Consider the following 23,865-nt stretch of genomic DNA (forward strand, 5'->3'; position numbering starts at 1 on the left):
GCTACCATGTAGGGCGATGACTACCAAAAAACCAAGCAAGGGCGGGAGCACCTCCCGCAGCCAAGCCCCGAAGAAGGGCGCCAAGGCGGGCACGGCCCGCGCCACCAAGCCGGGCAAGCCGTTGCCGGGCTGGTTCCCCGAATTGAATGAAGGCGGCGCACCGCCGCGTGGCCGCAAGGTCCGCAGCAGCGACGTACCGGGCCCGGCCCCGGGCCGCAAGCTGCCCCCGACCGGCAAGGTGATCGACGATCCCTACGCCGCCCGCGAAGCGGAGAAGTACGAACAGCCCATCGCCAGCCGCGAGGCCATCCTGGCCCTGCTGGAGCGTTGCGAAGGGCCGCAGACGGCAGAGGAACTGGGCGCACGCCTGGGCCTGACCGCCCCGGACCGTGCCGAGGCGCTGTCGCGCCGGCTCGGCGCCATGGTCCGCGACGGCCAGCTGGTGCAGAACCGCCGCGGCGGCTTCGCCCCGATCCAGACCCTGAACCTGGTCACCGGCGTGGTGATCGCCAACCCGGAGGGGTTCGGCTTCCTGCGCCCGGTCGAGGGCGGCGACGACCTGTTCCTGCCGCCGTATGAAATGCGCAAGGTCATGCACGGCGACAAGGTGTTGGCCCGCGTGACCGGCATCGACCACCGTGGCCGCCGCGAAGGCAGCATCGCCCGCGTGCTGGAGCGCGGCATGACCCGCCTGATCGGCCGTTTCAGTGTCGAGATGGGCATCAACTACGTGGTGCCCGATGACAAGCGCGTGCAGCGCAACGTACAGGTGCCGCCGGACCAGACCGGTGGCGCGCGCGACGGCCAGCTGGTGGTCTGCGAACTGACCCAGGCGCCGGACAGCCGCCGTCCGCCGATCGGCCGCATCATTGCCGTGCTCGGCGACAAGCTGACCGCCTCGCTGGTGGTGGAGACCGCCATCCACGGCCATGAACTGCCGTTCGAATTCCCGCAGGAAGTGCTGGACGAAGCGGCGTCGGTGCCGCTGGTGGTCGAACCGGCGATGATCGGCGACCGCGTCGATCTGCGCAGCATGCCGCTGGTCACCATCGACGGTGAAGATGCCAAGGACTTCGACGACGCGGTGTACTGCGAGCCGAACGTCGATGGCTTCCGGCTGGTGGTGGCGATTGCCGATGTCTCCAACTACGTCCGGCCCGGCACGCCACTGGACGAAGAAGCGCAGAAGCGCGCCACCTCGGTGTACTTCCCGGGCTTCGTGGTGCCGATGCTGCCGGAGACGCTGTCCAACGGCATCTGTTCGCTGATGCCGAAGGTCGACCGCATGTGCTTCGTCTGCGACATGCAGATCGACCGCGACGGCCTGGTCACGCATTCGCGCTTCTACGAAGCGGTGATGAACTCGCATGCGCGCATGACCTACACCCAGGTGTGGAAGGCGGTGGGCGAGGACGATGCCGATACCAAGGCTTGGATGGGCGACCTGCTGCCGCAGGTGCAGCGCCTGCACCAGCTGTACAAGGTGCTGTCCAAGGCACGCGCCAAGCGTGGCGCCATCGAGTTCGAGAGCAGCGAAGTGCGCTTCGTGCTGGACAACCGCGGTGAAGTGACCCAGGCCGGCATGCTGGTGCGCAACGACGCGCACAAGCTGATCGAGGAGTGCATGATCGCGGCCAACGTCGAGGCAGCGAAGTACCTGCTGTCGCGCCATGTGCCGGCCCCGTACCGCATCCACGAGAAACCGCCGGAAACCAAGTACGCCGACCTGCTCGAATTCCTCAAGGAGTTCAAGCTGAGCCTGCCACCGTGGTCGAAGGTGCGCCCGGGCGATTACACCAAGCTGCTGAAGAAGATCCGCGATCGCCCCGATGCCACGCTGCTTGAATCGGTGCTGCTGCGCAGCCAGAGCCTGGCCATCTACAGCCCGGAGAACCACGGCCACTTCGGCCTGGCGCTGGAGGCGTACGCGCACTTCACCTCGCCGATCCGTCGCTATCCCGACCTGCTGGTACACCGCGCGATCAAGCATGCGCTGTCCGGCAAGCCGCTGGACAAGTTCACCTACAACGCCCGCGAGATGGCCGCGCTGGCGCTGCAGTGTTCCGAGCGTGAGCGCCGTGCCGACGAGGCCGAGCGCGAGGTCGACGAGCGTTACCGCGCGGCGTGGATGGAAAAGCACGTGGGCGGCCAGTTCGACGGCGTGATCAGCGGCGTGACCAGCTTCGGCCTGTTCGTCGAGCTGGATGAGTCGAAGGTGCAGGGTCTGGTGCACGTCACCCAGCTGCCGCAGGACTATTACAAGTTCGACGCGACCCGCAAGACGTTGACCGGCGAGCGCCGCGGCGGCAGCTACCGGTTGGGCGACCGCGTGCGCATCCTGGTGCTGAAGGCCAGCATGGAAGAGCGCAAGATCGACTTCCGCCTGGTCGAGCACAAGGGTGAGGACGAGGGCGATGGCCTGCCGCCGCTGCCGGAGCGTGGCAAGCCGGCCAAGCGTACGAAAAAGCAGTATTGAGAGACGTGCCGACCAACGGTCGGCACCCCACGTTACCTGGTAGGTGCCAACCGTTGGTTGGCACGACGCTTTGGAGGAACGCACCATGCAGGGCCAACCCGAATACAGCGGCGGCTGCCAGTGCGGCGCGATCCGCTTCCAGGCCCGTGGCGAGCTGACCCACAGCTCGATCTGCCACTGCCGCATGTGCCAGAAGGCCTTTGGTGCGTACTACGCGCCCTTGGTGTCGGTGCGGGGCGTGCAGTTCAGCTGGACCCGCGGCCAGCCGCGCTATTTCCAGTCCTCCAACGTGGTGCGGCGCGGGTTCTGCGCCGACTGCGGCACGCCGTTGACCTACGAAGCGCCCGATGGCGTGGCGGTGGCTGCCGGTGCGTTTGACGAACCCGAACGCCTGCCGCCGACGATCCAGTACGGAGTCGAGCGCAAGCTGCCCTTCGTCGACAGCCTGGCCAGCCTGCCGGCGCGACGTACCGAGGAAGACATCGCCGCGCTGGATTTCCTGGCCACGATCGTGTCCCACCAGCACCCCGACCACGACACCCCGCACTGGCCGCCGCGCAGCCGTTCAGCCGAAGGGTGAACGGCGGGTAGCGCCGGGCCATGCCCGGCGAGCGCGAAGCGCGGCCGTCGCCGATGCTCTACCATAGCCACCCCCTTTCCGGTCCCCGCCCGCATGAGCAAGAACAGCCAGTGGATTGTCGGCGTCAACGCCGTCGCCTCCTCCATCGAGAACGACGCCGAGAACGTCCGCGAAGTGCTGGTCGAGGCCGGTGCGAAGAACCCGCGCCTGACCGAGATCGAGGAAAACGCCCGCCGCAAGGGCATCGACGTGCGCAAGGTGAACAGCCAGGCGCTGGATGGCGTGGGTGGTTCGGTGCGCCACCAGGGCGTGGCCGCGCGCTATGCCGCCGCTCGTACCTACAGCGAGAACGAGCTGGAAGGCCTGGTCACTGCAGCCGAAGGCAAGGCCCTGCTGCTGGTGCTGGACGAGGTGCAGGACCCGCACAACCTCGGCGCCTGCCTGCGCTCGGCCGCTGCGGCCGGCGCGACTGCAGTAATCATCCCCAAGGACAAGTCGGCCACGGTGAACGCGACCGTGCGCAAGACCTCGGCCGGTGCCGCCGATCTGATCCCGGTAGTGGCGGTGACCAACCTGTCGCGCTGCCTGAAGGACCTGCAGAAGCAGGGCGTGTGGATCTATGGTCTGGCCGGCGAAGCCACCGCTTCGCTGTACCAGCTGGACCTGAAGGGCAACATCGCCCTGGTGCTGGGTGGCGAGGCCGATGGCCTGCGCCGCCTGACCCGCGAGAACTGCGATGGCCTGGTCAAGATTCCGATGCCGGGCGAGATCGAGAGCCTGAACGTCTCCGTCGCCGCCGGCGTCAGCCTGTTCGAGGCCGTGCGCCAGCGCGGCTGATCTGTAGAGCCGAGACCACGCTCGGCGATCGCATACCCGATCAAGGAAGCAGCCGAGCATGGGCTCGGCTCCACAGTAGCCGCTACCCCGCGCCGCCGCCCAGCGCCTTGAACAGGGTCACATCGTTGTTCAGCTGGCCCTGCCGCGCGCGCGCCAGTGACAGCTCGGCATCGCGCCGGGTCTGCTGCGCTTCCAGCCAGGTGCGCAGGTCGGTCGCGCCCACGCGGTAACGCACTTCCTGCGCGCGTTCCACTTCCACCGCTTCGTCATACGACGCCTGCGAGGCCGCCACCTGCCGCGCCAGCTGCTCGCGTGCCGACAGCGCGTTGTCCACTTCCGAGAGCGCGCTGTACAGCGTCTTGCGGAAGTTGGCCGCGGCGATCTGGTAGGCGGTGCCGGCGATGTCGGTATCCAGCTGCGCGCGCTGCAGGTTGAGGAACGGCAGTGACAGGCCCGCGCCCAGCGTGGCCACCGGATTGCGCAGCACATTGCCTAGCGAGGTGGCGCTGGAACCGAGGCTGCCGGTCAGGCTCAACGCCGGGTAATACTGGGTTGCCGTGACCTTGATCGTCTTCAGGCTGTTGCGCAGGCGCAGCTCGGCCGCGCGCAGGTCGGGACGGCGGCCCAGCAGGTCGGCCGGCAACCCCTCGACGATGTCCGGGCTGCGTGCGCCCAGCAGGTCCTGCGGTTCGTCCTGCTGCGGCCAGGGCGTGCCATCCAGCAGTACGGTCAGTGCATTGCGCACTTCCACCCGCTGCTGTTCCAGCGCGCTCTGCGCCGAGCGCTGCGACTGCAGGTTCTGCAGCGCCTGGCGCACTTCCAGGCGCGATACCGCGCCGGCGTCGAAGCGGGCCTGCACCAGTTCGCGGGTACGTTCCAACCGCTCCAGGTTGGCCTGGCCGGTGGCGATGGACTGGTTGAGATAGGCCAGGTTCCAGTATTGGGTGATGGTGTCGCCGATCACCAGCAGCGCGGTGTTCTGCCGGTCTTCCTCGCTGGCTTCGGCTTCCCAGCGGGCGATGTCGCGCTGGGTGCGCAGGCGCCCCCACAGGTCCACTTCCCAGCCCAGCGAGACGCCGGTGGAATAGCTGCGGCGCCAGTCATCGGCCTGGTCGGTGGCGCGGCTGGCACTGCCGCTGACGCCCGATGACGAAGGCTGCGGCCACAGCGCATTGCTGGCCAGGCCGGCCTGCAGGCGTGAACGCTGCACGGCCAGGCCGGCGGCGGCCAGATCGCTGTTGGCGGCCAGCGCCTGCGCCACCAGACGGTCGAGGCGTTCATCGCCGAAGCCGGTCCACCAGGTGTCCTGCCGGATGTCGCGGCCGGGTGTATCCAAGCTGCTGCGCGGGCCGTCGGCCGGTGCATTGAGGGTGGCATCGCCACGCCCATACTGCGCCGCCACGGCCGGGTCATGCACCGGATAGCGGCCGACGGAGGCGCAGCCGGACAGGGCGAGTACAACCGCACCGGCCGGCAGCAGGTGCCGGGGAGCGGGGAAGGGCAGTCGGATCATCTTCTTCATTCGCGGGCCAGGGCCTCCACCGGATCGAGTTGCGCGGCATTGCGCGCGGGCAGGAAGCCGAACGCCACGCCGATCAGGGTCGAACAGGCGAAGGCGGCGACAATCGAGGCGGTGGAGAACAGCACCTGGAAATCGCTGGCGAAGCGGCCGATCATCGAGCCCAGCAGCAGCGCCAGGCCGATGCCGAGCACGCCGCCGAGCAGGCACACCAGCACCGCCTCGATCAGGAACTGCTGGCGGATATCACTCTGCCGTGCACCCACCGCCATGCGCACCCCGATCTCACGGGTGCGCTCGGTCACCGACACCAGCATGATGTTCATCACGCCGATGCCACCGACCAGCAGTGCGATGGCGGCGATGGCACCGATCAGCAGGGTCATCGTGCGCGTGGTCTGCTCGATGGTCTGGCGGATCTCCGCGCTGTTGCTGAGGAAGAAGTCCTCGGTGCCATGGCGCATCGTCAGCAAGCGGGTGATCGCTTCCTGCGCCGCATCCATCGGCGTGTCGTCGTCCACGCGCACGGTGATGCTGGAGACGTGGCTCTGGCCGAGCATGCGCGACATCACCGTGGTGTACGGCACCCACACGCTGAGGCTGGTGCTGCCGCCGAAACCGAAACTCTGGCGCTTGGCCACGCCGACCACGCGTGCCGGCACGTTGCCGAGCAGGATCACCTGTCCGACCGGGTCGACATCGGGGAAGAACTGGGCCTGGGTGTTCTCGTCGATCACCGCCACCTGGCCCAGGCCCTTGACTGCATCGGCATCGAAGAAGCTGCCGCTGAGCAGAGTCACGCCCTTGACCCGGAAGAACTGCTCGCCGACGCCGCTGACTTGGGCGGTCGACGACTGGTTGCGATAACGCGCGGTGACCGAGGTCGATACGCTGGGGGTGGCGCTGTCCACGTAGCTCTGCTTTGCCAGTGCATCGGCATCGCTGGCCTTGAGCGTCTGCACCCGGGCCGAGCGCATGTCGCCGAAACCACGGCCGGGATAGACGTCGATGGTGTTGGTGCCGAGCGCGCTGATGTTCTGCAGGATCTGCTGCTGCGAGCCGTTGCCCAGCGCCACCACCGACACTACCGAGGCGATGCCGATGATGATGCCGAGCATGGTCAGGAAGGTCCGCAGCCGATGGGCGTTCATCGCCAGCAGCGCCATGCGGAACGCTTCGGAGAAGCGGTCTCGGGCCGCCCGCCAGCTGTTGCCGTGGGCGGCCCCGGTACTGGCTTCGCGCTGCGCACGGTAGGCCGGCGCATTCGGGTTGGCGCGGTCGGCGATGATCTCGCCATCGCGGATCTCGATGATGCGCTGTGCGTGCTGGGCCACGCTCATGTCGTGGGTGACGATGATGATGGTGTGGCCTTCGGCATGCAGTTCGCCGAGGATCGCCATCACTTCCTCACCGGATTTCGTATCGAGCGCGCCTGTGGGTTCGTCGGCCAGGATCACCTCGCCGCCGTTCATCAGCGCGCGTGCGATCGACACGCGCTGCTGCTGGCCACCTGACAGCTGGCCGGGCTTGTGATGCATGCGGTCGCCCAGGCCCAGGCGTTGCAGCAGCTGCTCGGCACGCGCATTGCGCACTGCGCCCGGGCTGCCGGCGTACACCGCCGGCACTTCCACATTGCCGCGCGCGTCGAGGTCGCCGAGCAGGTGGTAGCGCTGGAAGATGAAACCGAAATATTCGCGGCGCAGTTCGGCCAGTTCGTCCGGCGCCATCTTTCCGGTCTCGCGGCCGGCCACCTGGTAGCTGCCGCGGGTGGGGCGGTCGAGGCAGCCGAGGATGTTCATCAGTGTCGACTTGCCCGAGCCGGACTGGCCGACGATGGCCACCATCTCGCCAGCATGGATGTCGAGATTGACGTCGCGCAGCACGGCGATCACATCATCACCGGCCGGGAACTCGCGTCGCAGGTCGCGCAGGCGCAGCAGCGGCGCCGTCGTGCTCATCGGCGCGGCCCCATGCCCGGGCCGCCGACCCGCATCTGCATGCCGCCTCGGTTCCCGCCACCGGCACCGGCGGCGCTGGCTTCGCCGACCACCACGCGCTCGCCTTCCTTCAACCCGGACAGGATCTCGGCGGAGGCGCCATTGTTGATGCCCACCGTGACCTTGCGCGGCTGCGGCTGGCCCTTGTCGTCCAGCACCCGCACCATGCGCTCGTCGCCACGGCGCTTCGGCCCCAGCGCCACCGCCGGCACCATCAGCACGCCCTTGGCCTGCTTGAGCAGTACCGAGACCTGCGCGGTCATGTCGATGCGCAACGTGCCGTCCGGATTCTCCACGTCGAACAGCGCGTTGTAGTAGACCGCGCTGCTGGAACTGGAACTGGACGAACTGCTGGAGCTGGAGGAGCTTTCGTTGGCGATCGAGGCCGGCGCCGGATTGATCTGGCGCAGCGTGGCGTGGTACTTGCGGTCCGGGTCACCCAGCGTGGTGAAGTACACCGGCATGCCGGGCTTGATCTTGACCACGTCGGCCTCGGAGATCTCGGCATTGACGGTGACCACGTCCAGCCGCGCCAGCATCACGATGGTCGGTGCGGTCTGGTTGGCGTTCACGGTGCGGCCTTCCTCCGCCACCACCGCCACCACGGTGCCGTCCATCGGCGCGGTGATGCGGGTGTAGGCCAGGTTGGCGCGGGCGGTGCCCAGTTCTGTTTCGCGGCCCTTGATCTGCGCCTCGTAGGACTGCAGCTGGGCACGGGCGGTCTTCAACTCCGCCTCGGCGGCATCATATTCCTGGCGCGAGGTGGCTTCGGCAGCCAGCATCTGCTGCTGCCGCGCGAATTCCAGTTCGGCCTGGCGCAGGGTGGCCTGCTGCACGGCGCGCTGCGCGGTGACCTGGTCCAGCGAGGCCTGCGCGTTGAGCACCTGGTTCTGCTGGGTGGTGGCATCGATCTCGGCGATCAGGTCGCCTTCCTTCACGGTGTCGCCCAGCTGTACCTTCAGCGACTTGATCTGGCCCGAGGCCTGGGCGCCGACGCTGACCAGCTTGTAGGCGTCGATCACACCGGTGGCCTCCACTGTCTGCTCGATGTCACCACGGCTGACGGGCGCGGTCGCCACCGCCGGGACGGCCGGCTTGCGCAGCAGCCACCAGGCGGCTGCAACGACGGCAAGGGCAAGCAGGGCGACCAGTATCAGGCGACCCCGGCGGGTCGCGGGCAGCAGGCGGAACGTCACGTCGTGGCTTCACTCTCGGGGCCGCGTGGGCGGCGTTGGCGGGCATTGTGAAGACCGGGCGACAGGCGGCTCAATCCTCGGGGTATGTCTCTATGTAACACTGTCGGCAAATAGGCGTAACCACAGGTATCCCGACCATCGGTGGATACACTGGTACGCATTGCCCCGGATGCGGTTCAGCTGCCGACACGGGATGATCGCGACATGGAGACTGAAAACACGATGCATCGACTGCTGATCGTCGACGACGACAATGACATCCGCACCCTGCTGGCCGAGCAGCTCGGCCGCGCCGGCTACCAGGTGAGCACGGCGGCTGATGGCACCGCCATGCGCCAGCTGCTGGACCGTGAGCACGTGGACCTGATCGTGCTCGACCTCAACCTGCCGCGTGAGGATGGCTTGACCCTGTGCCGCGACCTGCGCGCGCGCTCGAACACGCCGGTGATCATGCTGACGGCTCGTGCCGAGCCGATTGACCGCGTGCTGGGCCTGGAGATGGGCGCCGATGACTACCTGGCCAAGCCGTTCGAGCCGCGCGAGCTGCTGGCGCGCATCCGCAATGTGCTGCGCCGGACCGAGGCGCTGCCGGCCAACCTGGAGCCATTGGCGATTCGCCGTGCGCGCTTCTCGCGCTGGGTGTTCGACCTGGAACACCGCCATCTGGTTGACCCGGACAACCGCGTGGTGGTGCTGTCCGGCGCCGAGTTCCGGCTGCTGCGGGTGTTCATTGCCCATGCCAACAAAGTGCTGTCGCGCGAGCAGCTGGTCGCGCTCAGCAGCGGGCGCAATTACGAGGCACAGGACCGTGCCATCGATCTGCAGGTCAGCCGGCTGCGCAACAAGCTGGGCGACGACGGTGGCCCGGATGGGCTGATCAAGACCGTTCGCAACGAAGGCTATGTACTGGCCTCCTCGGTGAACCTGGAATAGGCCGCGATGAAACGCCTGCGCCATTTCCTGTCCTCGATGGTCGGGCGGTTGTTCGTGATCCTGCTGCTGGGCATGAGCGTGGCCGCGATCGGCGCGACCATGCTCGCCACCTCCAAGCGGCAGCAGGAGTTCGAGCGGCAGAACCTGAACCGCATCGCCGACCGCCTGCAGGGTTACGTCAACCTGCTGGACGGCAATCCGGAACTGCGCGAGCGCCTGCTCGAGATCGGTGGGCCCAGCGTCCGCGCCCTGCAACCCGGCGCGCGCCTGGGGCGGGCCGATACAGCTCTGATGGAAGTGCTGGATGACCGGCCAGGCCCGGTCGCACGCGCGCACGTGCACTTCGCTTCATTCCGCTCCTGCATCCCCAAGCTGCAGGAACTGCTGCCGCCGCCGCCGCCCGGGCATCGCAAGCACCCGCGCGAGCGTGATCCGGCGTTCATTCCGCCCAAGTGCCGCGCGGTGGACGTAACGCTCACCGATGGCACGCTGCTGAAGCTGGCGCTGGATTCGCCGGCGGTAGCGCACAACGGCATCCTCGCCGTTGACCCGTGGTTCCTGACCCTGCTGGTGTTGGCGATCGCGGTGCTGGCCTATATCGTCGCGCGCATTGCAAGCGCGCCGCTGCAGGAGTTGGCCGCTGCCGCCGAAGACCTGGGCGACGACCTGCAGCGCGATCCCTTGCCGCTTCGCGGGCCGCGCGAAGTGCAGCGCGCCGCCGAAGCCTTCAACGCCATGCAGCACCGGCTGCAGCGGCACCTGGCCGAGCGCACGCAGATGCTGGCAGCGATCACCCACGATCTGCAGACGCCGCTGACGCGGCTGCGGCTGCGGCTGGAGAATGTCAGCGACGAGGCCCTGCGTGAGCGCCTGATTGGCGATCTGGCCGCGATGCAGGCACTGGTGCGCGAGGGCCTGGAGCTGGCCCGCAGTGCCGAGAGTGCCGAGCAGCGTGCAGCACTGGACCTGGATTCGCTGCTGGAGAGCATTGTCGAGGACACCGCCGAAGGCGGCGCCGATGTGGTCTTCGAAGGCGGCAGCGGGGCGGTGCTGATGCTGCGCCCGCTGGCCATGCACCGCCTGTTCTCCAACCTGGTGGACAATGCGGTGATGTATGCGCAACGGGCGCGGGTACGGGTCGAGCGCAGTGGGGGTGCGATCACCGTGGTGGTGGCCGATGATGGCCCGGGCCTGGCCGAGGAGCAGCTGGAGGCGGTGTTTGATCCCTTCGTGCGGGTGGAAACCTCGCGTTCGCGCCAGACCGGCGGGGCCGGGCTGGGCTTGACCATCGCCCGCGCCCTGGCCGAGAAGGATGGGGCGCGGCTGTGGCTGCGCAACCGTGCCGAAGGCGGGCTGGAGGCGGTGGTGCAGTGGCCGGCCAGCGCCCAGGTGACGCCGCCGGGGCGCGCCGGCTGAGCCTTCGCAGCTGGCGATGGTGACGCGGTGGGCCGGCTTTGGCCTATCATCTGCCCAACTTCCCAGTTCCCCCCCGATGAGCCAGCCCGTTCCCGCCGGCATGCCGCTCCGCGCTGCCCGGCCGTTCCCGCACGCTGCCAGGCACGGCAGCCCTGCCTGGCCGCCGCCGCTGCACTGATGGCCGCACAGGGGGACATACGGCGCTGGGCGGAGCGCCGCGGATCAGATATCGGTCGATGGCTGCGACAGGGCCTGCTGTGCCTGCTGCTGGCCCTCGCGCTTCCGGTGGCTGCGCAGGAAGGGGCGCCGCCGCTGCGCGACTATGCCATTGATGTATGGACCTCGCGCAATGGCCTGCCGCACAACTCGCTGCGTGACATCGCGCAGACCCCCGAAGGCCACCTGTGGTTCGCGACCTGGGAAGGCCTGGTGCGCTACAACGGCCTGGATTTCACCGTGTTCGACCGCAGCACCCGCCCGGGCCTGCGCGACAACGGCATCGGTGCGCTGTTCGTCGACCGCCAGGGTGGCTTGTGGATCAGTGATTCGCGCGGCAACGTCAGCCACCGTGGCAGCGATGGCCAGTGGCGCGTCTGGGAGCACCAGGCCGATACGCCGCAGGTGCTGATACAGTCCATGCAGATGGACAGCCAGGGCCGGCTGTGGCTGCTGTACGAGGGCAAGGGCATCGGCTATCTGACACCGGACAATGGCATCGTCTACCAGGCGCCGGCGGCGGACCTTCCGATGGCGATGAGTTTCACCAAGCTGGTGGTCGATGCGCAGGACCGGGTCTGGGTCGGTACGCTGGACGGGCTGGTGCTGCGCGACAACGACGGCGTGCTCAAACGCGCGCCCGCAGCCTGGGGACTGGGGGCCGGCAGTGGTCTTTCATGGCCCTACCGTGCGCCGGATGGTGCGCTGTGGATCGTCGCCGGCGAGCGCCTGTACCGGGTGGAAGATGACCAGCTGGTGCTGATGCACCGTCTGCCGGGACAGCTGCACATGACCTCGATGCTGCAGGATCGCCATGGTGACCTGTGGCTGGGCACCGAGAACCAGGGCCTGCTGCGCATCTCCGCACATGGCCTGGAGCGGCTGCCGGCAGGCCTGAACCTGCCGGGCGGACGCGTGGTCAGCCTGCGCGAGGACGCCGAGGGCAGCATCTGGGTGGGCGCCAACGGCGGGCTGTACCGCCTGCGCGAAACGCTGTTCAGCAGTTACACCGAGCGCGATGGGCTCAGTGGCGACTATGTGCGCACCGTGTTCGAGGACCGCGACCGCCAGCTCTGGGTGGGCAGCGCCAGCGGCCTCGATCTGCAGACGGCCGACGGCCGCTTCCGTGCGATGCCCCTGCACAACCGCGGTGGCAAGGCACCTTCGGTGCTCAGCCTGGCGCAGGGACCGGACGGTGACCTGTGGGTCGGCACGTTCGGCGATGGCGTCTACCGTCTTGGTCCCGACGGCCGGCTGCGGCACAACTACGCCGCTGCCGATGGCATGCCGGGCGGCAACATCCGCGCGATCAGCGTAGACCCGCAGGGCGTGGTCTGGGCCGGCACGCAGAAGGGCGTGGTCCGCATCGACGGCGACCGTGTGCAGGTATCAAGCATGGCGGGCATGCCCGGCGGCCTGATCACCGCGCTTGAGCACGATCATCAGGGCAACCTGTGGATCGGCACCATCGAGGGAATCCGCGTGCTGCGCGGCGACCACGTGCAGTCGATCGACCTCGCGCCGATGGGCGGTGGCCGCAGCGTGTTCGGCTTCCACCAGCTGGGCGACGCGATGTGGATCAGCAGCGACCGTGGCCTGTACCGCTGGCGGAACGGGATGCTGGCGCGGGTGGGGCTCGAGCAGGGTATGCCGGTGGACGCGGTGTTCCAGCTGGTGCCTGATCGTCTTGGCAACGTGTGGGTCAGCAGCAACCGAGGCGTGCTGCGCACCGACATGGCTACCCTGAACGCGGTGGCCGATGGCCGAGCACCCCGGGTGATGGTGGAGCGCTACAACGAGATCGACGGCATGGCCAATGCGCAGGCCAACGGCAGCTCGGGGCCTTCGGCGATCCTGCGCCAGGACGGCACGTTCTGGGTGGTGACTGCCGGTGGCCTGAGCACGGTTGATCCGCAGCGCCTGCAGCGCTTCCGCGAGCGGCCATCGCCGCCCGCCGCGATCGAGAGCGTGCAGGTGGATGGCGCGCCGGTGCATTGGGAAGGACCGGATCGCAACGCCATTCCCGGTGGCCGCCGCCTGGCGGTCAGCTATGTCGGCCTGAGCTACCTGATGTCTGACCGGATCCGTTACCGCACGCGGTTGGATGGGCTTGATGCCGGCTGGGTCGAGCGCGGCCCGCAGCGCAGCGTGGAGTTCGTCGGCCTGCCGCCGGGCGAATACACCCTGCACGTTGCGGCGGCACATCCCGGTGGCAGCTGGGGCCAGCAGGAGGCGGTGTGGAGCTTCACCGTGGAGCCGTTCTGGTGGCAGCGACGCAGCGTGCAGGTGCTGGGGGCACTGGTGCTGCTGACCGGGCTGGTGGCGCTGTACCGCTTGCTGCTGCAGCAGTTGAAGGCCAGCAACCTGCGCCTGGCACGTCGGGTGGACGAAGCAACTTTCGACCTGCAGGCCAAGACCGTGCACCTGCAGGCGTTGAACCAGGAAAAGACCGAACTGGCCGAGCGCCTGGCACGCCAGGCTGAGGCATTTGAACGGCAGGCCCGCGAGGATGCACTGACCGGCCTGCCCAATCGCCGCGCCTTCGACGAAACCCTTGCCCGCGACTTCGCCCGTTCGCAGCGCAGTGGTCATCCACTGTGCCTGGTGGTGCTGGATATCGACCACTTCAAGGACGTCAACGACCGCCACAGCCACAGCATCGGCGATGCCGTGCTGGTGCAGGTGGCGCGCTTGATCGCTGCGGCCTGCCGCGATTCGGACCTGCCGGCGCGCACCGGCGGTGAAGAGTTCGCGCTGCTGCTCAACGACACCCGCCTGGAAGAGGCCGCACAGCTGTGCGCACGCCTGCGCGGTCTGTTCCATGACCACCCGGACTGGGCCGGTGTGGAAGGCCTGCGCGTGACCTTCAGCGCGGGCCTGGTGGAGCTGGATGCCGACGACCGCACCCCGGCGCTGCTGTACCAGCGCGCAGACCGCGCACTGTACCGCGCCAAGAGCGATGGCCGCGATCGTACGAGTATTGGTTGATCGCATCCAGGCGTGGCGTGGATCTACCGTGCGGTGAGTGGTGGGTGCGGACCGTTGGTCCGCACTGCGTGGATGCGGTTGCGCCGTTGGCTGCCTTACCGCGGCCAGGCGTTGGCGATGGTGCAGAACAGCCGCGCGGTCTGTTCGGTGTCATACACCGCGCTGTGTGCCTCGTTGGCATCCCAGCCCAGCCCCGCGGCCGTGGCGGCGCGCGCCAGCACGGTCTGCCCGTAGGCGATGCCGGCCAGGGTGACCGTGTCGAACACGCTGAACGGATGGAACGGGTTGCGCTTGTGACCGGTGCGGGCCACGGCGGCGTTGACGAAGCCAAGGTCGAAATGGGCGTTGTGGCCGACCAGGATCGCGCGCTGGCAGCCGTATTTCTTCATTGCTGCGCGCACCGGGGTGAAGATGTGGTCCAGTGCGGCCTTTTCTTCCTTGGCCAGCCGGAACGGATGGTCGAGGATGATGCCGGTCACTTCCAGCGACTTCGGGTCGATCTCCAGGCCTTCGGCCGGCACTACATGGGCGCTGGCGGTCTGGCCCGGGTACAGCAGGCCGTTCTCGTCCATCTCGATCGGCACTGCGGCTATTTCCAGCAGCGCGTTGCGCTGGCTGTCGAAGCCGCCGGTTTCCACATCCACCACCACCGGCAGGAAACCGCGGAAGCGTTGTGACATCGCGCGCTGCGCCTGGGATACTGCGGAATCGGGAGCGGCGGCGGGTGCGGGAATGGGGTCGGTCATGCGTGAATTCTAGCAGAGCGACCCTGAGCGCCCGGCCACGCAGCCCATGCCCGCCACCGTGGCAGAACCCGGTAGGTGCCAGCCTTGGTTGGCACGCGATGCGCCGACCAAGGTCGGATCTACCGGACCGCGGGACGTGCCGTCGTACCCGACGGATGCCACCGCCACAGCAACGCATCCACGCTCAGCCTGCCTGCGCCGGTGAAGACCAGCGGCAGCAGCATCGCCATGAACAGCACCGGCAGCTTGAAGTTGCCGTAGCCCTGGTCGCTGATCGCATACCCCATCGCGAGGTCGCCCAGCGAGTTCCATTGCATCGGCCAGTGCACGGCGTAGGTGGCCACCACGGTCAGCACCAGCAGGCTGGCAGCGGCAAAACGGGTACCAAAACCGAACAGCAGGCAGGCTGCGCCGAGCAGTTCAAACCAGGTGGCCAGTTGCCAGTTCAGGGCAGCGGGCAGCTGGTTGAACGGAAACGGGAAGGCGTCCTGCAGATCGGCGAACCAGTTCTGGCCTTGCAGTTTCTCGCGGCCGGATTCGAAGTATTCCCAGGCCAGCAGCAGCCGCAGGCCGAGCGGGGCCAACCAGGGGGCGAGACGGTCCAGCTGGCCACGCGCGGTGGCCAGGGGCGGGAGCTTCATCGGTGCATCTCCGGGGCGGGGAAGGGAGGTGTCAGGCAGGTGCGGTCAAAGGGCCGATCACGCCGGCCCGCAGGAACTGCTGCAGCAGCGCGGCACCGGGTTCGGCCAGCGCCTGTTCGGCCAGGCCATGCGCGGCGGCCAGTTGCTTCAGATGGGCATGTCCATCGAGGCCGGGCTGCTCCCCGATGCTGGACAGCAGGTACACCGCCAGCGGGCTGAGTACGGCGAAGCGCACCTCGCCATCGGCCTCGCGACGCACCAGCAGGCCGGTCGGCTCGGCCGGCAACTGGGTAGGTGCGTCCTCGGCGCCGAGGCGGTGCACCGGCCATTGGTACAGCAGCGGCCACGCCAGCGGTGAGCGCTGCAGCGGCACCCGCAGCGGGTCGATGTCCGCTACGACCGGCAGCGGTTCGGCGTCCAGTTGGTACAGCGCGGTTTCCACCCACTCGTAGTGGGCCAGTTCGGCCAGCGCAGGGTGTGGCAGCTGCGGCTGTGCCTGCAGCCACTGCACGAATTCGGCGGCCAGTTCGGTGAACAGCGGCGTCTGGCAGCGATGGGTTGCGAAGTAGTGGCGCACCAGTCCGCTCCAGGCTGATACGCCGAGCAGGCGCACGCAGACCGGAAAGCCGTTGCTCAACAGGCCGAGCAGGTTGTTGAACAGCAGCCGCTGGTAGACCGCGACGCGCCGTGGCTCCAGCCCGCCCGGTGGCGGCACGCCCTGGGGATCTCGCAGATAGGCGGTGAATGCGTGCTGCTGCGCACGCAGCGTGGCGGGGGTATCAGCCATATGCCGCCTCCGCGTGCGCGGCCTGCAGGCGGCGGATGGTCTGCAGTTCGCCGCGCAGTTCGGCATAGGGCGGGAAATTGAAATCGCGTTCGAGCAGGGTGGGGCGAGCGCCGATGCGCGCATAGGTGCGTGCCAGCAGCTCCCAGACCGGGTCGATCACCGCGCTGCCGTGGGTATCGATCTTCAGGTCCGGTGCCTCGTCCAGATGCCCGGCCACGTGCAGGCAGACGATGCGGTCTGCGGGCAGGCCAGCGATGAACGCGTCGGCGTCGTAACCGTGGTTGCAGGCGTTGACGAAGACGTTGTTGACGTCCAGCAGCAGGTCGCAGTCGGCTTCGGCAAGCACGGCGTTGGTGAAGGCCAGTTCGTCCATCGCCGGTTCCGGTGCCAGGTAGTAGGACACGTTTTCCACCGCGATGCGGCGACCCAGCACGTCCTGCACGCAGGCGATGCGTGCGGCGGTATGGCGCACCGCTTCATCGGTGAAGGGGATCGGCAGCAGGTCGTACAGGTGGCCGTCGTCGCTGCAGTAGCTCAGGTGTTCGCTGTACAGCGGCACGCGGTGTTTTTCCAGGAACTGGCCAACCTGCTCCAACAGCTGCGTATCCAGTGGCGCAGTGCCGCCCAGCGACAGGGACAGGCCGTGGCAGCTCAGCGGATGGCGCTGTGCCAGCTCGGCCAGTGCGTCACCGGCGGGGCCGCCGACATGGATCCAGTTCTCCGGCGCGCATTCGAGGAAATCGAAATCGCCAGCCGGTGCATCGCGCAGCTCCTGCAACAGCGCCCGGCGCAGCCCCAACCCGACGGCCGCCGCACGAAGCGGCGACCGCAGGTTGGCGATGCTGGCGCGGACCTCAGTGCTTGCCACCGCACTTGCCTTCGCCACACTTGCCTTCGGCGGCCTTCTTGTCGCCGGCCTGAGCCTTGGCGCCTGCTGCCGCACCGGCAGCCTTGCCCTTGTCGGCGCCGCACTTGCCTTCGGCATGCTTGGCGGCCTCTGCGGAGGTCTTGGCGTCGGCGCCCTTGGCATCGGTGCTGGCCTTGGCAGCCTGGCCAGCCACCAGATAGCCCTGGGCCAGGTCGCTCATGCTCAGCGCCGAGGCATTGGCGGTGATGCCAAGGCCGGCGGCCAGGGCGGTAGCAGTCAGCAGGGACAGGATCTTGTTGGAACTGCTCATCGGTCGTGCTCCTGGGTGGTGTGGGCGGGTGCCCGGGTGGCCGGCAGGGATGCCGGTGGAAACGATGGTGCAGCGATCCTACTCAACGAATCCTCGCCAAGACCTCAAATTTTCGTGAGGTTTGTTACAGAAGGGGAACACGGTTCCCGGTGGATCCACGCCATGCGTGGATGAATCGCCGGAACGCCCAGAAACAAGAAGGCCGCTGTCACCAGGACAGCGGCCACCTTGGAGTCGACTCCGGTGTTGCAGTGCAGCGTCAGGGCTGGCCGGTGCTGGAGGTCTCGTCGCGCTTCTCGCGCGGCGGCAGCGGCTGCTCCCCGTGCACCAGGAACCATACGTTCTCGGCGATGTTGGTGGCGTGGTCGCCCACGCGCTCCAGGTTCTTGGCCATGAACAGCAGGTGCGTGCACGGGGTGATGTTGCGCGGGTCTTCCATCATGTAGGTCAGCAGCTCGCGGAACAGCGCGGTGTACTGCGCGTCCAGGCGGGCGTCGTCCTCGCGCAGTTCCAGTGCGGCGTCGGCGTCGTTGTCGCGGTAGGCGGCAATGGCACGACGGACCTGCTGCGCCGCCAGGCGGCCCAGCGCACGCAGGCCCTGGATCTGCGGCAGCGGCGGCACCTTGCCCAGCGCGATCGAACGCTTGGCCACGTTCGCTGCATAGTCGCCGATGCGTTCGATGTCGGCCGGGATGCGCAGGCCAGCGAGGATTTCGCGCAGGTCGCGCGCCATCGGGCCACGCAGGGCCAGGCGCATCACGTCATGGCTGATCTGCTGCTCCAGCGCATCAATGGCTTCGTCGTTGGCGATGATGCGATGGGCGGCGTTCTCGTCGCGCTTCTCGATCACGTCCATCGACGCTTCGAGCTGGGCGACGGCCATCTCGCCCATGCGCACGATTTCGGCCACCAGGCGCTGCTGCTCTTCGTCGTAGCTCTTGACGATGTGGTCGTTGGGAAGGTTCATGGTCTGCAATCCGGGTGGAGCCAAGCCGTGCCTGGCTGGGACATGTGGCGAAGGATCAGCGTCGATCAGCCGAAGCGACCGGTGATGTAGTCCTCGGTCTGCCGCTGCGACGGCTGCGAGAAGATCACTTCGGTGCGGTCGTGCTCGATCAGGTCGCCCAGGTACATGAAGGCGGTGTAGTCGGAAACGCGCGCGGCCTGCTGCATGTTGTGGGTGACGATGACGATGGTGTACTCGTGCTTGAGCTCTTCCACCAGCTGCTCGATGCGGCTGGTCGAGATCGGATCCAGCGCCGAGGTCGGCTCGTCCAGCAGCAGCACCGACGGGCGCAGCGCCACGGCACGGGCGATGCACAGGCGCTGCTGCTGGCCACCGGAAAGGCCCAGCGCGCTCTGCCCCAGCTTGTCCTTCACTTCGTCCCACAGTGCACCCTGGCGCAGTGCCTGCTCGACGCGGTCGGCCATATCGGCCTTGCTCAGCTTCTCGTGGTGGCGGATGCCGTAGGCCACGTTCTCGAAGATGGTCATCGGGAACGGCACCGGCTTCTGGAACACCATGCCGACCTTGCTGCGCAGGCGGTTCATCGGGTACTTCGGCGACAGGATGTTCTCGCCGTCCAGCAGCACTTCACCGCGCGCTTCCAGCTTCGGGTACAGCGCGTAGATGCGGTTGAAGATGCGCAGCAGGGTCGATTTGCCGCAACCGGAAGGACCGATCAGCGCGGTCACGCGCTTTTCCGGAATCTCCAGGTTGATGCCCTTCAGGGCGTGGAACTTGTCGTAGTAGAAGTCCAGTCCACGCGCAGCCAGCTTCACCGGCGACGGCGTGTGCAGGCTCTCGTGCGAGGACGGCACGGCGATGCGCTGCATCGGCACGGCGTTGGAAAGGTCGTTCATGGCGTTGTCCACGGAAAGGTCAGTCATGGGAGATACGGTTGCGCAGCAGGATGCCGCGGGCGGCAAGGCTGACCAGCAGCACGAAGACAGTCAGCACCAGGGCGCCGGCCCAGGCCAGTACCTGCCAGGATTCGTACGGGCTGCCGGCGAACTGGTTCATCACCACCGGCACCGAAGCCATCGGCTGGAAGATGTTGTTGTTCCAGTACTGGTTGCCGAAGGCGGTGAACAGCAGCGGAGCGGTCTCGCCGGAGATGCGGGCCAGCGCCAGCAGGATGCCGGTGATGATGCCGGCCGAGGCACTGCGGTACAGCACCTGCACGATCACCTTCCACTGCGGGATGCCCAGCGACAGGGCCGCTTCGCGCATCTGCGAGGGCACCAGGCGCAGCATCTCGTCGGTGGTGCGCACCACCACCGGCAGCACGATGAAGGCCAGCGACAGGGCGCCGGCGAACGCCGAGAAATTGCCGCCGGTCTGCATTACATACAGCGTGTAGACGAACAGGCCCAGCACGATGGACGGCGCCGACAGCAGGATGTCGTTGACGAAACGGACCACGGTGCCGGCCTTGCGGGCGTTGCCATACTCGGCCAGCCAGGTGCCGGCCAGCACGCCCAGCGGGGTGCCGATGCCGATGGCCAGTGCACACATCACGGCACTGCCGAAGAAGGCGTTGGCGAGGCCGCCGTCCTGCATCGGCGGTGGCGTCATCTTGGTGAACAGATCCCAGTTGATGCCGGCCAGGCCCTTGGCAGCCAGGGTGAACAGGATCCAGCCCAGGAAAAACAGGCCGAACAGGGCGGTGGCGCAGGACGCAGTGATCGCAACGACGTTGCCGATGCGGCGGCGCAGGTACAGCGAATCAGCGGTGGTGGACATCAGTTGCCCTCCTTGCGGGACAGGCGCATCAGCATCAGGCGGGCGATGGCCAGCACCACGAAGGTGACGATGAAGAGGACGAAGCCGAGCAGCAGCAGGGCCGAACGGTAGGTTTCAGTGGCTTCGCCGAAATCATTGGCGATCAGCGCGGCGATGGTGGTGCCCGGTTCCAGCAGCGACGGCGACAGGCGCACGCTGTTGCCGATCACGAAGGCCACCGCCATCGTTTCGCCCAGCGCGCGGCCGAGGCCGAGGAAGATGCCGCCGATGACCGCCGAACGGGTGTAGGGCAGGACGATGTCCCAGCTCACTTCCCACTTGGTGGAGCCCAGCGCATAGGCCGATTCCTTCAGGCGGGTCGGCACGGTCAGGAACACTTCGCGCATCACCGAGGAGATGAACGGAATGACCATGATGGCCAGCACGAAACCGGCGGTGAGCATGCCGATGCCCAGCGGCGGGCCCTGGAACATCGGGCCGATCACCGGCCATTCGCCCAGGGTCTCGTTGAGGAACGGGGTGACGTACTCGGTCATCACCGGCACCAGCACGAACAGGCCCCACATGCCGTAGATGATCGAAGGGATGCCGGCCAGCAGTTCGATGGCGGTACCGACCGGGCCACGCAGCCAGCGCGGCGCGACTTCGGTGAGGAAGAAGGCGATGCCGAAGCTGACCGGCACGGCGATGACCATCGCGATGACGGCGGTGACCAGGGTGCCGTAGATCGGAGCCAGAGCGCCGAACTTGTTTTCGACCGGATTCCAGTCAGCGGAGAAGAAGAAGCTCAGGCCCTGCATCTGCAGGGCATGGCGACCGCCCCACAGCATCGACAGCGCGGCGCAGGCCAAGGCGATCAGGACGAAGATGACGGTGCCGACCAGCACCCATCGGAACAGTGTGTCGTTGCGGGCATCACGCGCATCACGCGTGGACGGGGCGGCTACAGGCTGGGCGATGGCATTCATGGGGACGGCTGGGCCAGGAAGGGGCGGGGCGGCACGGCGCGGAACAAGCGGTGCCCGCGCGGGGCGGGCACCGTCGTGTCCATCACTTCAGGTCGGTCGCCCAGTAGGCCTCGATCTGCTTGACCAGTTCGGCCGGCAGCGGCACGTAGTGCAGCTCGTTGGCCTGCGCCTGGCCGTTTTCGAAGGCCCACTTGAAGAAGGCCAGGGTGTCCTGGTTGCGCTTGGCATCCTTCGGCTTCTTCTGCATCAGCATGAAGTTGGTGGCGGTGATCGGCCACGCCTGCTCGCCCGGGGCATTGGTGATGACCAGGTTGAAGTCCTTGGCGCTGGCCCAGTCGGCGCTGGCGGCCGCGGCGGCGAAGGTCTCCGCGCTCGGCTCGACCCAGTTGCCGGCCGCGTTCTGCATGGCGGTGTAAGGCATGCCGTTCTGCAGCGCGTAGGCCAGTTCGACGTAACCGATCGAGCCCTTGATCTGCTTCACGTAGGACGCGACGCCTTCATTGCCCTTGCCACCGACGCCGTCCGGCCACTGCACCGAGGTGCCTTCGCCGACCTTGCTCTTCCACTCCGGGCTGACCTTGGACAGGTAGTTGGAGAAGTTGAAGGTGGTGCCCGAACCGTCCGAACGGTGGACCAGGGTGATCTTGCCGTCTGGCAGCTTCACGCCCGGGTTGGCGGCGACGATGGCCGGGTCGTTCCAGGTCTTGACCTTGCCCAGGAAGATGTCGGCCAGCAGGGCGCCGCTCAGGCGCAGCTTGCCGGCTTCCAGGCCTTCGATGTTGACCACCGGCACCACGCCGCCGATGGCCGACGGGAACTGCGCCAGGCCGGCCTGGGCCAGCTCCTCGCTGCTCAGCGGCTTGTCGGACGAACCGAAGTCGACGGTGCCGGCCTTGATCTGGGCGATGCCGCCGCCGGAGCCGATCGACTGGTAGTTGATCTTGGCGCCGGTGCTGGCGTTGTAGTCAGCCGACCACTTGGAGACCAGCGGGAAGATGAAGGACGCGCCCGCGCCGGACACTTCGGCGGTCACCTTGGCACCGGCAGCGACGGGGGCAGCGGCAGCGTCAGTGGCCGGCTGCTGCGCGGCCTGCTTGTCGCCACCGCAGGCCGACAGGCCCAGGGCGATGGCCAGGGAAAGGGCGGCAAGGCCGGCCGAGTGCAGTTTCATGGTCACTCCATAGCGGGGAAGAGCCGACGTGGTCGGCGGATGCGGCTATGAAATGATGTTTTTGTTACAGCCGTATTACGACCATGACAGAGGTGCCCTGGATCACGTTCTGACAAGGGTTTCACAGGATTGGCGCCGATCCGGCAGGTGCCCGGAAACCCCGGATCTGCGCACTGATATGACGGCCGGTGCAAGGTAGAGCCGAGCCCGCGCTCGGCTGTTCCCTGCCCTCGGTAGCTGCGGACCGTTGGTCCGCACGCTCCAGAGCGCAGCCGAGCGTGGCTCGGCTCTACAGAGTCAGGCGCATCCCCAAGAACAAGAAGAGCGCGAGATCTCGAGGATCTCGCGCCCGGGTGGGAGCGGCGGGGGAGAGAGGACCCGCCGCCCCCGTTCCTGCGGGGGAACGCGCTTACTTCAGGTTCTGCGACCAGTAGGTCTCGATCTGGCGCACCAGGCTGTCCGGCAGCGGCACGTAGTCCAGCTGGCGGGCCTGGGCATCGCCGTTCTTGTAGACCCAGCGGAAGAATTCCTGGGTCGCCTTGCCATTGGCAGCATTCTTCGGCGTCTTCTGCACCAGGATGAAGTTGGTGGCGGTGATCGGCCAGGACTCGGCGCCCGGCGCATTGGTCATCACCAGGTAGAAGTCGCGGGCGTTGGCCCAGTCGGCACTGGCGGCAGCGGCAGCGAACGAGGTGTCGCTCGGTTGCACGAACTTGCCGGCGGCGTTCTTCATCGCGGTGTACGACAGCTTGTTCTGCAGCGCGTAGGACAGTTCGACATAGCCGATGCCGCCCTTGATCTGCTTCACATAGGCGGCAACACCTTCGTTGCCCTTGCCGCCGATGCCGGCCGGCCACTGCACCGAGGTGCCTTCACCGACCGAGCTCTTCCATTCCGGGCTGACCTTGGACAGGTAGTTGACGAAGTTGAAGGTGGTGCCCGAGCCGTCCGAACGATGCACGACGGTGACCTTGGCGTTGGGCAGGGTCACGCCCGGGTTCAGCGCGGCGATGGCCGGGTCGTTCCAGGTCTTGATCTTGCCCAGGAAGATGTTGGCCAGCACGGCGCCGTCCAGCTTCAGCGCGCCCGGCGCGATGCCGGCCACGTTGACCACCGGCACCACGCCGCCGATCACCGACGGGAACTGCGCCAGGCCCGCAGCAGCCAGGTCTTCCGGCTTCAGCGGCGCGTCGGAGGAGCCGAAATCAACGGTCTTGGCCTTGATCTGGGCAATGCCGCCGCCGGAACCGATGGACTGGTAGTTGACCTTGTTGCCGGTTGCGGCGCTGTAGTCGGCCGACCACTTGGACATGACCGGGTAGATGAACGATGCGCCCGCGCCGGTGATATCGGCGGCGTTGGCGGCGAACACGGACGATGCAGCCAGGATGGCGACAGCGGCGCGCGACTTGAAGGCGTGGATCACGGGGAGACTCCTGGGGTGGTGGTCGAAGGGCGGTTGCCCGACGT

Annotated in this window: 20 protein-coding genes; 6 read left to right on the plus strand and 14 right to left on the minus strand. The window is 67.5% G+C overall.

Translation table 11 applies throughout. The features are described from left to right. Positions 1–16 precede the first annotated feature (16 nt). The 3 genes from rnr (at position 17) to rlmB (ending at position 3,893) form a co-directional block, all read left to right on the plus strand. The gene (rnr, locus tag AC5P8C_RS10565; RefSeq protein WP_495218722.1) at positions 17–2,476 is read left to right on the plus strand and encodes a ribonuclease R; all 2,460 of its coding nucleotides are present in this window, start codon (positions 17–19) and stop codon (positions 2,474–2,476) included. 85 nt (positions 2,477–2,561) lie between these two features. Next, entirely contained in the window at positions 2,562–3,056 is a 495-nt protein-coding gene (locus AC5P8C_RS10570) for a GFA family protein (protein ID WP_495218723.1), read from the plus strand. 93 nt (positions 3,057–3,149) lie between these two features. Then, positions 3,150–3,893 (plus strand): 23S rRNA (guanosine(2251)-2'-O)-methyltransferase RlmB, encoded by a 744-nt coding sequence (gene rlmB, locus AC5P8C_RS10575; RefSeq protein ID WP_005408775.1) that lies wholly within the window; start codon positions 3,150–3,152, stop codon positions 3,891–3,893. Positions 3,894–3,975: 82 nt separating this feature from the next. On the opposite strand, the gene AC5P8C_RS10580 is transcribed toward rlmB, so the two are convergent. The 3 genes from AC5P8C_RS10580 to AC5P8C_RS10590 are packed head-to-tail and all read right to left on the minus strand — an operon-like array spanning position 3,976 to position 8,605. After that, entirely contained in the window at positions 3,976–5,415 is a 1,440-nt protein-coding gene (locus AC5P8C_RS10580; RefSeq protein WP_233653044.1) for an efflux transporter outer membrane subunit, read from the minus strand. Further along, a complete protein-coding gene (locus AC5P8C_RS10585; RefSeq protein WP_495218724.1) occupies positions 5,412–7,370 on the minus strand; it encodes a MacB family efflux pump subunit in 1,959 nt (652 codons plus the stop codon). The genes AC5P8C_RS10580 and AC5P8C_RS10585 overlap by 4 nt, the downstream gene beginning before the upstream one ends. Further along, entirely contained in the window at positions 7,367–8,605 is a 1,239-nt protein-coding gene (locus AC5P8C_RS10590) for an efflux RND transporter periplasmic adaptor subunit (protein ID WP_495218726.1), read from the minus strand. Before AC5P8C_RS10590 ends, AC5P8C_RS10585 begins: the two co-directional genes overlap by 4 nt. Positions 8,606–8,809: 204 nt before the next feature. On the opposite strand from AC5P8C_RS10590, the gene AC5P8C_RS10595 reads away from it, so the two are divergent. The 3 genes from AC5P8C_RS10595 to AC5P8C_RS10605 all read left to right on the plus strand — a co-directional run bounded on the left by AC5P8C_RS10595 (position 8,810) and on the right by AC5P8C_RS10605 (position 14,158). Continuing rightward, a complete protein-coding gene (locus AC5P8C_RS10595) occupies positions 8,810–9,538 on the plus strand; it encodes a response regulator (protein WP_019659087.1) in 729 nt (242 codons plus the stop codon). Positions 9,539–9,544: 6 nt separating this feature from the next. Continuing rightward, positions 9,545–10,954, plus strand: a complete 1,410-nt coding sequence (locus tag AC5P8C_RS10600) for an ATP-binding protein (protein ID WP_021204122.1) — start codon at positions 9,545–9,547, stop codon at positions 10,952–10,954. A 177-nt stretch (positions 10,955–11,131) separates the two neighbouring features. Beyond that, positions 11,132–14,158: a ligand-binding sensor domain-containing diguanylate cyclase gene (locus tag AC5P8C_RS10605; protein WP_021204121.1), complete on the plus strand. Its 3,027-nt coding sequence runs from the start codon at positions 11,132–11,134 to the stop codon at positions 14,156–14,158. A 95-nt stretch (positions 14,159–14,253) separates the two neighbouring features. On the opposite strand, the gene rnt is transcribed toward AC5P8C_RS10605, so the two are convergent. The 11 genes from rnt to pstS (AC5P8C_RS10660) all read right to left on the minus strand — a co-directional run bounded on the left by rnt (position 14,254) and on the right by pstS (AC5P8C_RS10660) (position 23,821). Then, a complete protein-coding gene (rnt, locus tag AC5P8C_RS10610) occupies positions 14,254–14,838 on the minus strand; it encodes a ribonuclease T (protein WP_005408782.1) in 585 nt (194 codons plus the stop codon). Positions 14,839–15,023: 185 nt separating this feature from the next. Then, the gene (locus AC5P8C_RS10615) at positions 15,024–15,545 is read right to left on the minus strand and encodes an HvfX family Cu-binding RiPP maturation protein (RefSeq protein ID WP_019659083.1); all 522 of its coding nucleotides are present in this window, start codon (positions 15,543–15,545) and stop codon (positions 15,024–15,026) included. 31 nt (positions 15,546–15,576) lie between these two features. Further along, entirely contained in the window at positions 15,577–16,332 is a 756-nt protein-coding gene (locus AC5P8C_RS10620; protein WP_495218728.1) for an HvfC family RiPP maturation protein, read from the minus strand. Then, complete coding sequence (locus AC5P8C_RS10625; RefSeq protein WP_495218729.1) at positions 16,325–17,200, minus strand: HvfB family MNIO-type RiPP peptide maturase; 876 nt, start codon at positions 17,198–17,200, stop codon at positions 16,325–16,327. The genes AC5P8C_RS10620 and AC5P8C_RS10625 overlap by 8 nt, the downstream gene beginning before the upstream one ends. Further along, a complete protein-coding gene (locus AC5P8C_RS10630) occupies positions 17,187–17,510 on the minus strand; it encodes a hypothetical protein (RefSeq protein WP_495218731.1) in 324 nt (107 codons plus the stop codon). Before AC5P8C_RS10630 ends, AC5P8C_RS10625 begins: the two co-directional genes overlap by 14 nt. 259 nt (positions 17,511–17,769) lie before the next feature. Then, positions 17,770–18,477: a phosphate signaling complex protein PhoU gene (gene phoU, locus AC5P8C_RS10635; RefSeq protein ID WP_005408787.1), complete on the minus strand. Its 708-nt coding sequence runs from the start codon at positions 18,475–18,477 to the stop codon at positions 17,770–17,772. 65 nt (positions 18,478–18,542) lie between these two features. Continuing rightward, on the minus strand, positions 18,543–19,373 hold the full coding sequence (gene pstB, locus AC5P8C_RS10640) for a phosphate ABC transporter ATP-binding protein PstB (protein ID WP_005408788.1): 831 nt from the start codon (positions 19,371–19,373) through the stop codon (positions 18,543–18,545). 19 nt (positions 19,374–19,392) lie between these two features. Continuing rightward, entirely contained in the window at positions 19,393–20,256 is an 864-nt protein-coding gene (gene pstA / locus AC5P8C_RS10645) for a phosphate ABC transporter permease PstA (RefSeq protein ID WP_005415894.1), read from the minus strand. Further along, positions 20,256–21,224 carry a phosphate ABC transporter permease subunit PstC gene (gene pstC, locus AC5P8C_RS10650; protein ID WP_019659079.1) on the minus strand — a complete coding sequence of 323 codons (969 nt, stop codon included), beginning with the start codon at positions 21,222–21,224 and terminating at the stop codon, positions 20,256–20,258. Before pstC ends, pstA begins: the two co-directional genes overlap by 1 nt. An 82-nt stretch (positions 21,225–21,306) precedes the next feature. Then, the gene (pstS, locus tag AC5P8C_RS10655; protein ID WP_206621763.1) at positions 21,307–22,395 is read right to left on the minus strand and encodes a phosphate ABC transporter substrate-binding protein PstS; all 1,089 of its coding nucleotides are present in this window, start codon (positions 22,393–22,395) and stop codon (positions 21,307–21,309) included. A 409-nt stretch (positions 22,396–22,804) separates the two neighbouring features. Next, positions 22,805–23,821, minus strand: coding sequence for a phosphate ABC transporter substrate-binding protein PstS (gene pstS, locus AC5P8C_RS10660; protein WP_005415897.1), 1,017 nt, complete (start codon positions 23,819–23,821; stop codon positions 22,805–22,807). Positions 23,822–23,865: the final 44 nt, after the last annotated feature.

The organism is Stenotrophomonas sp. YJH_SMC_46, from assembly GCF_059370315.1.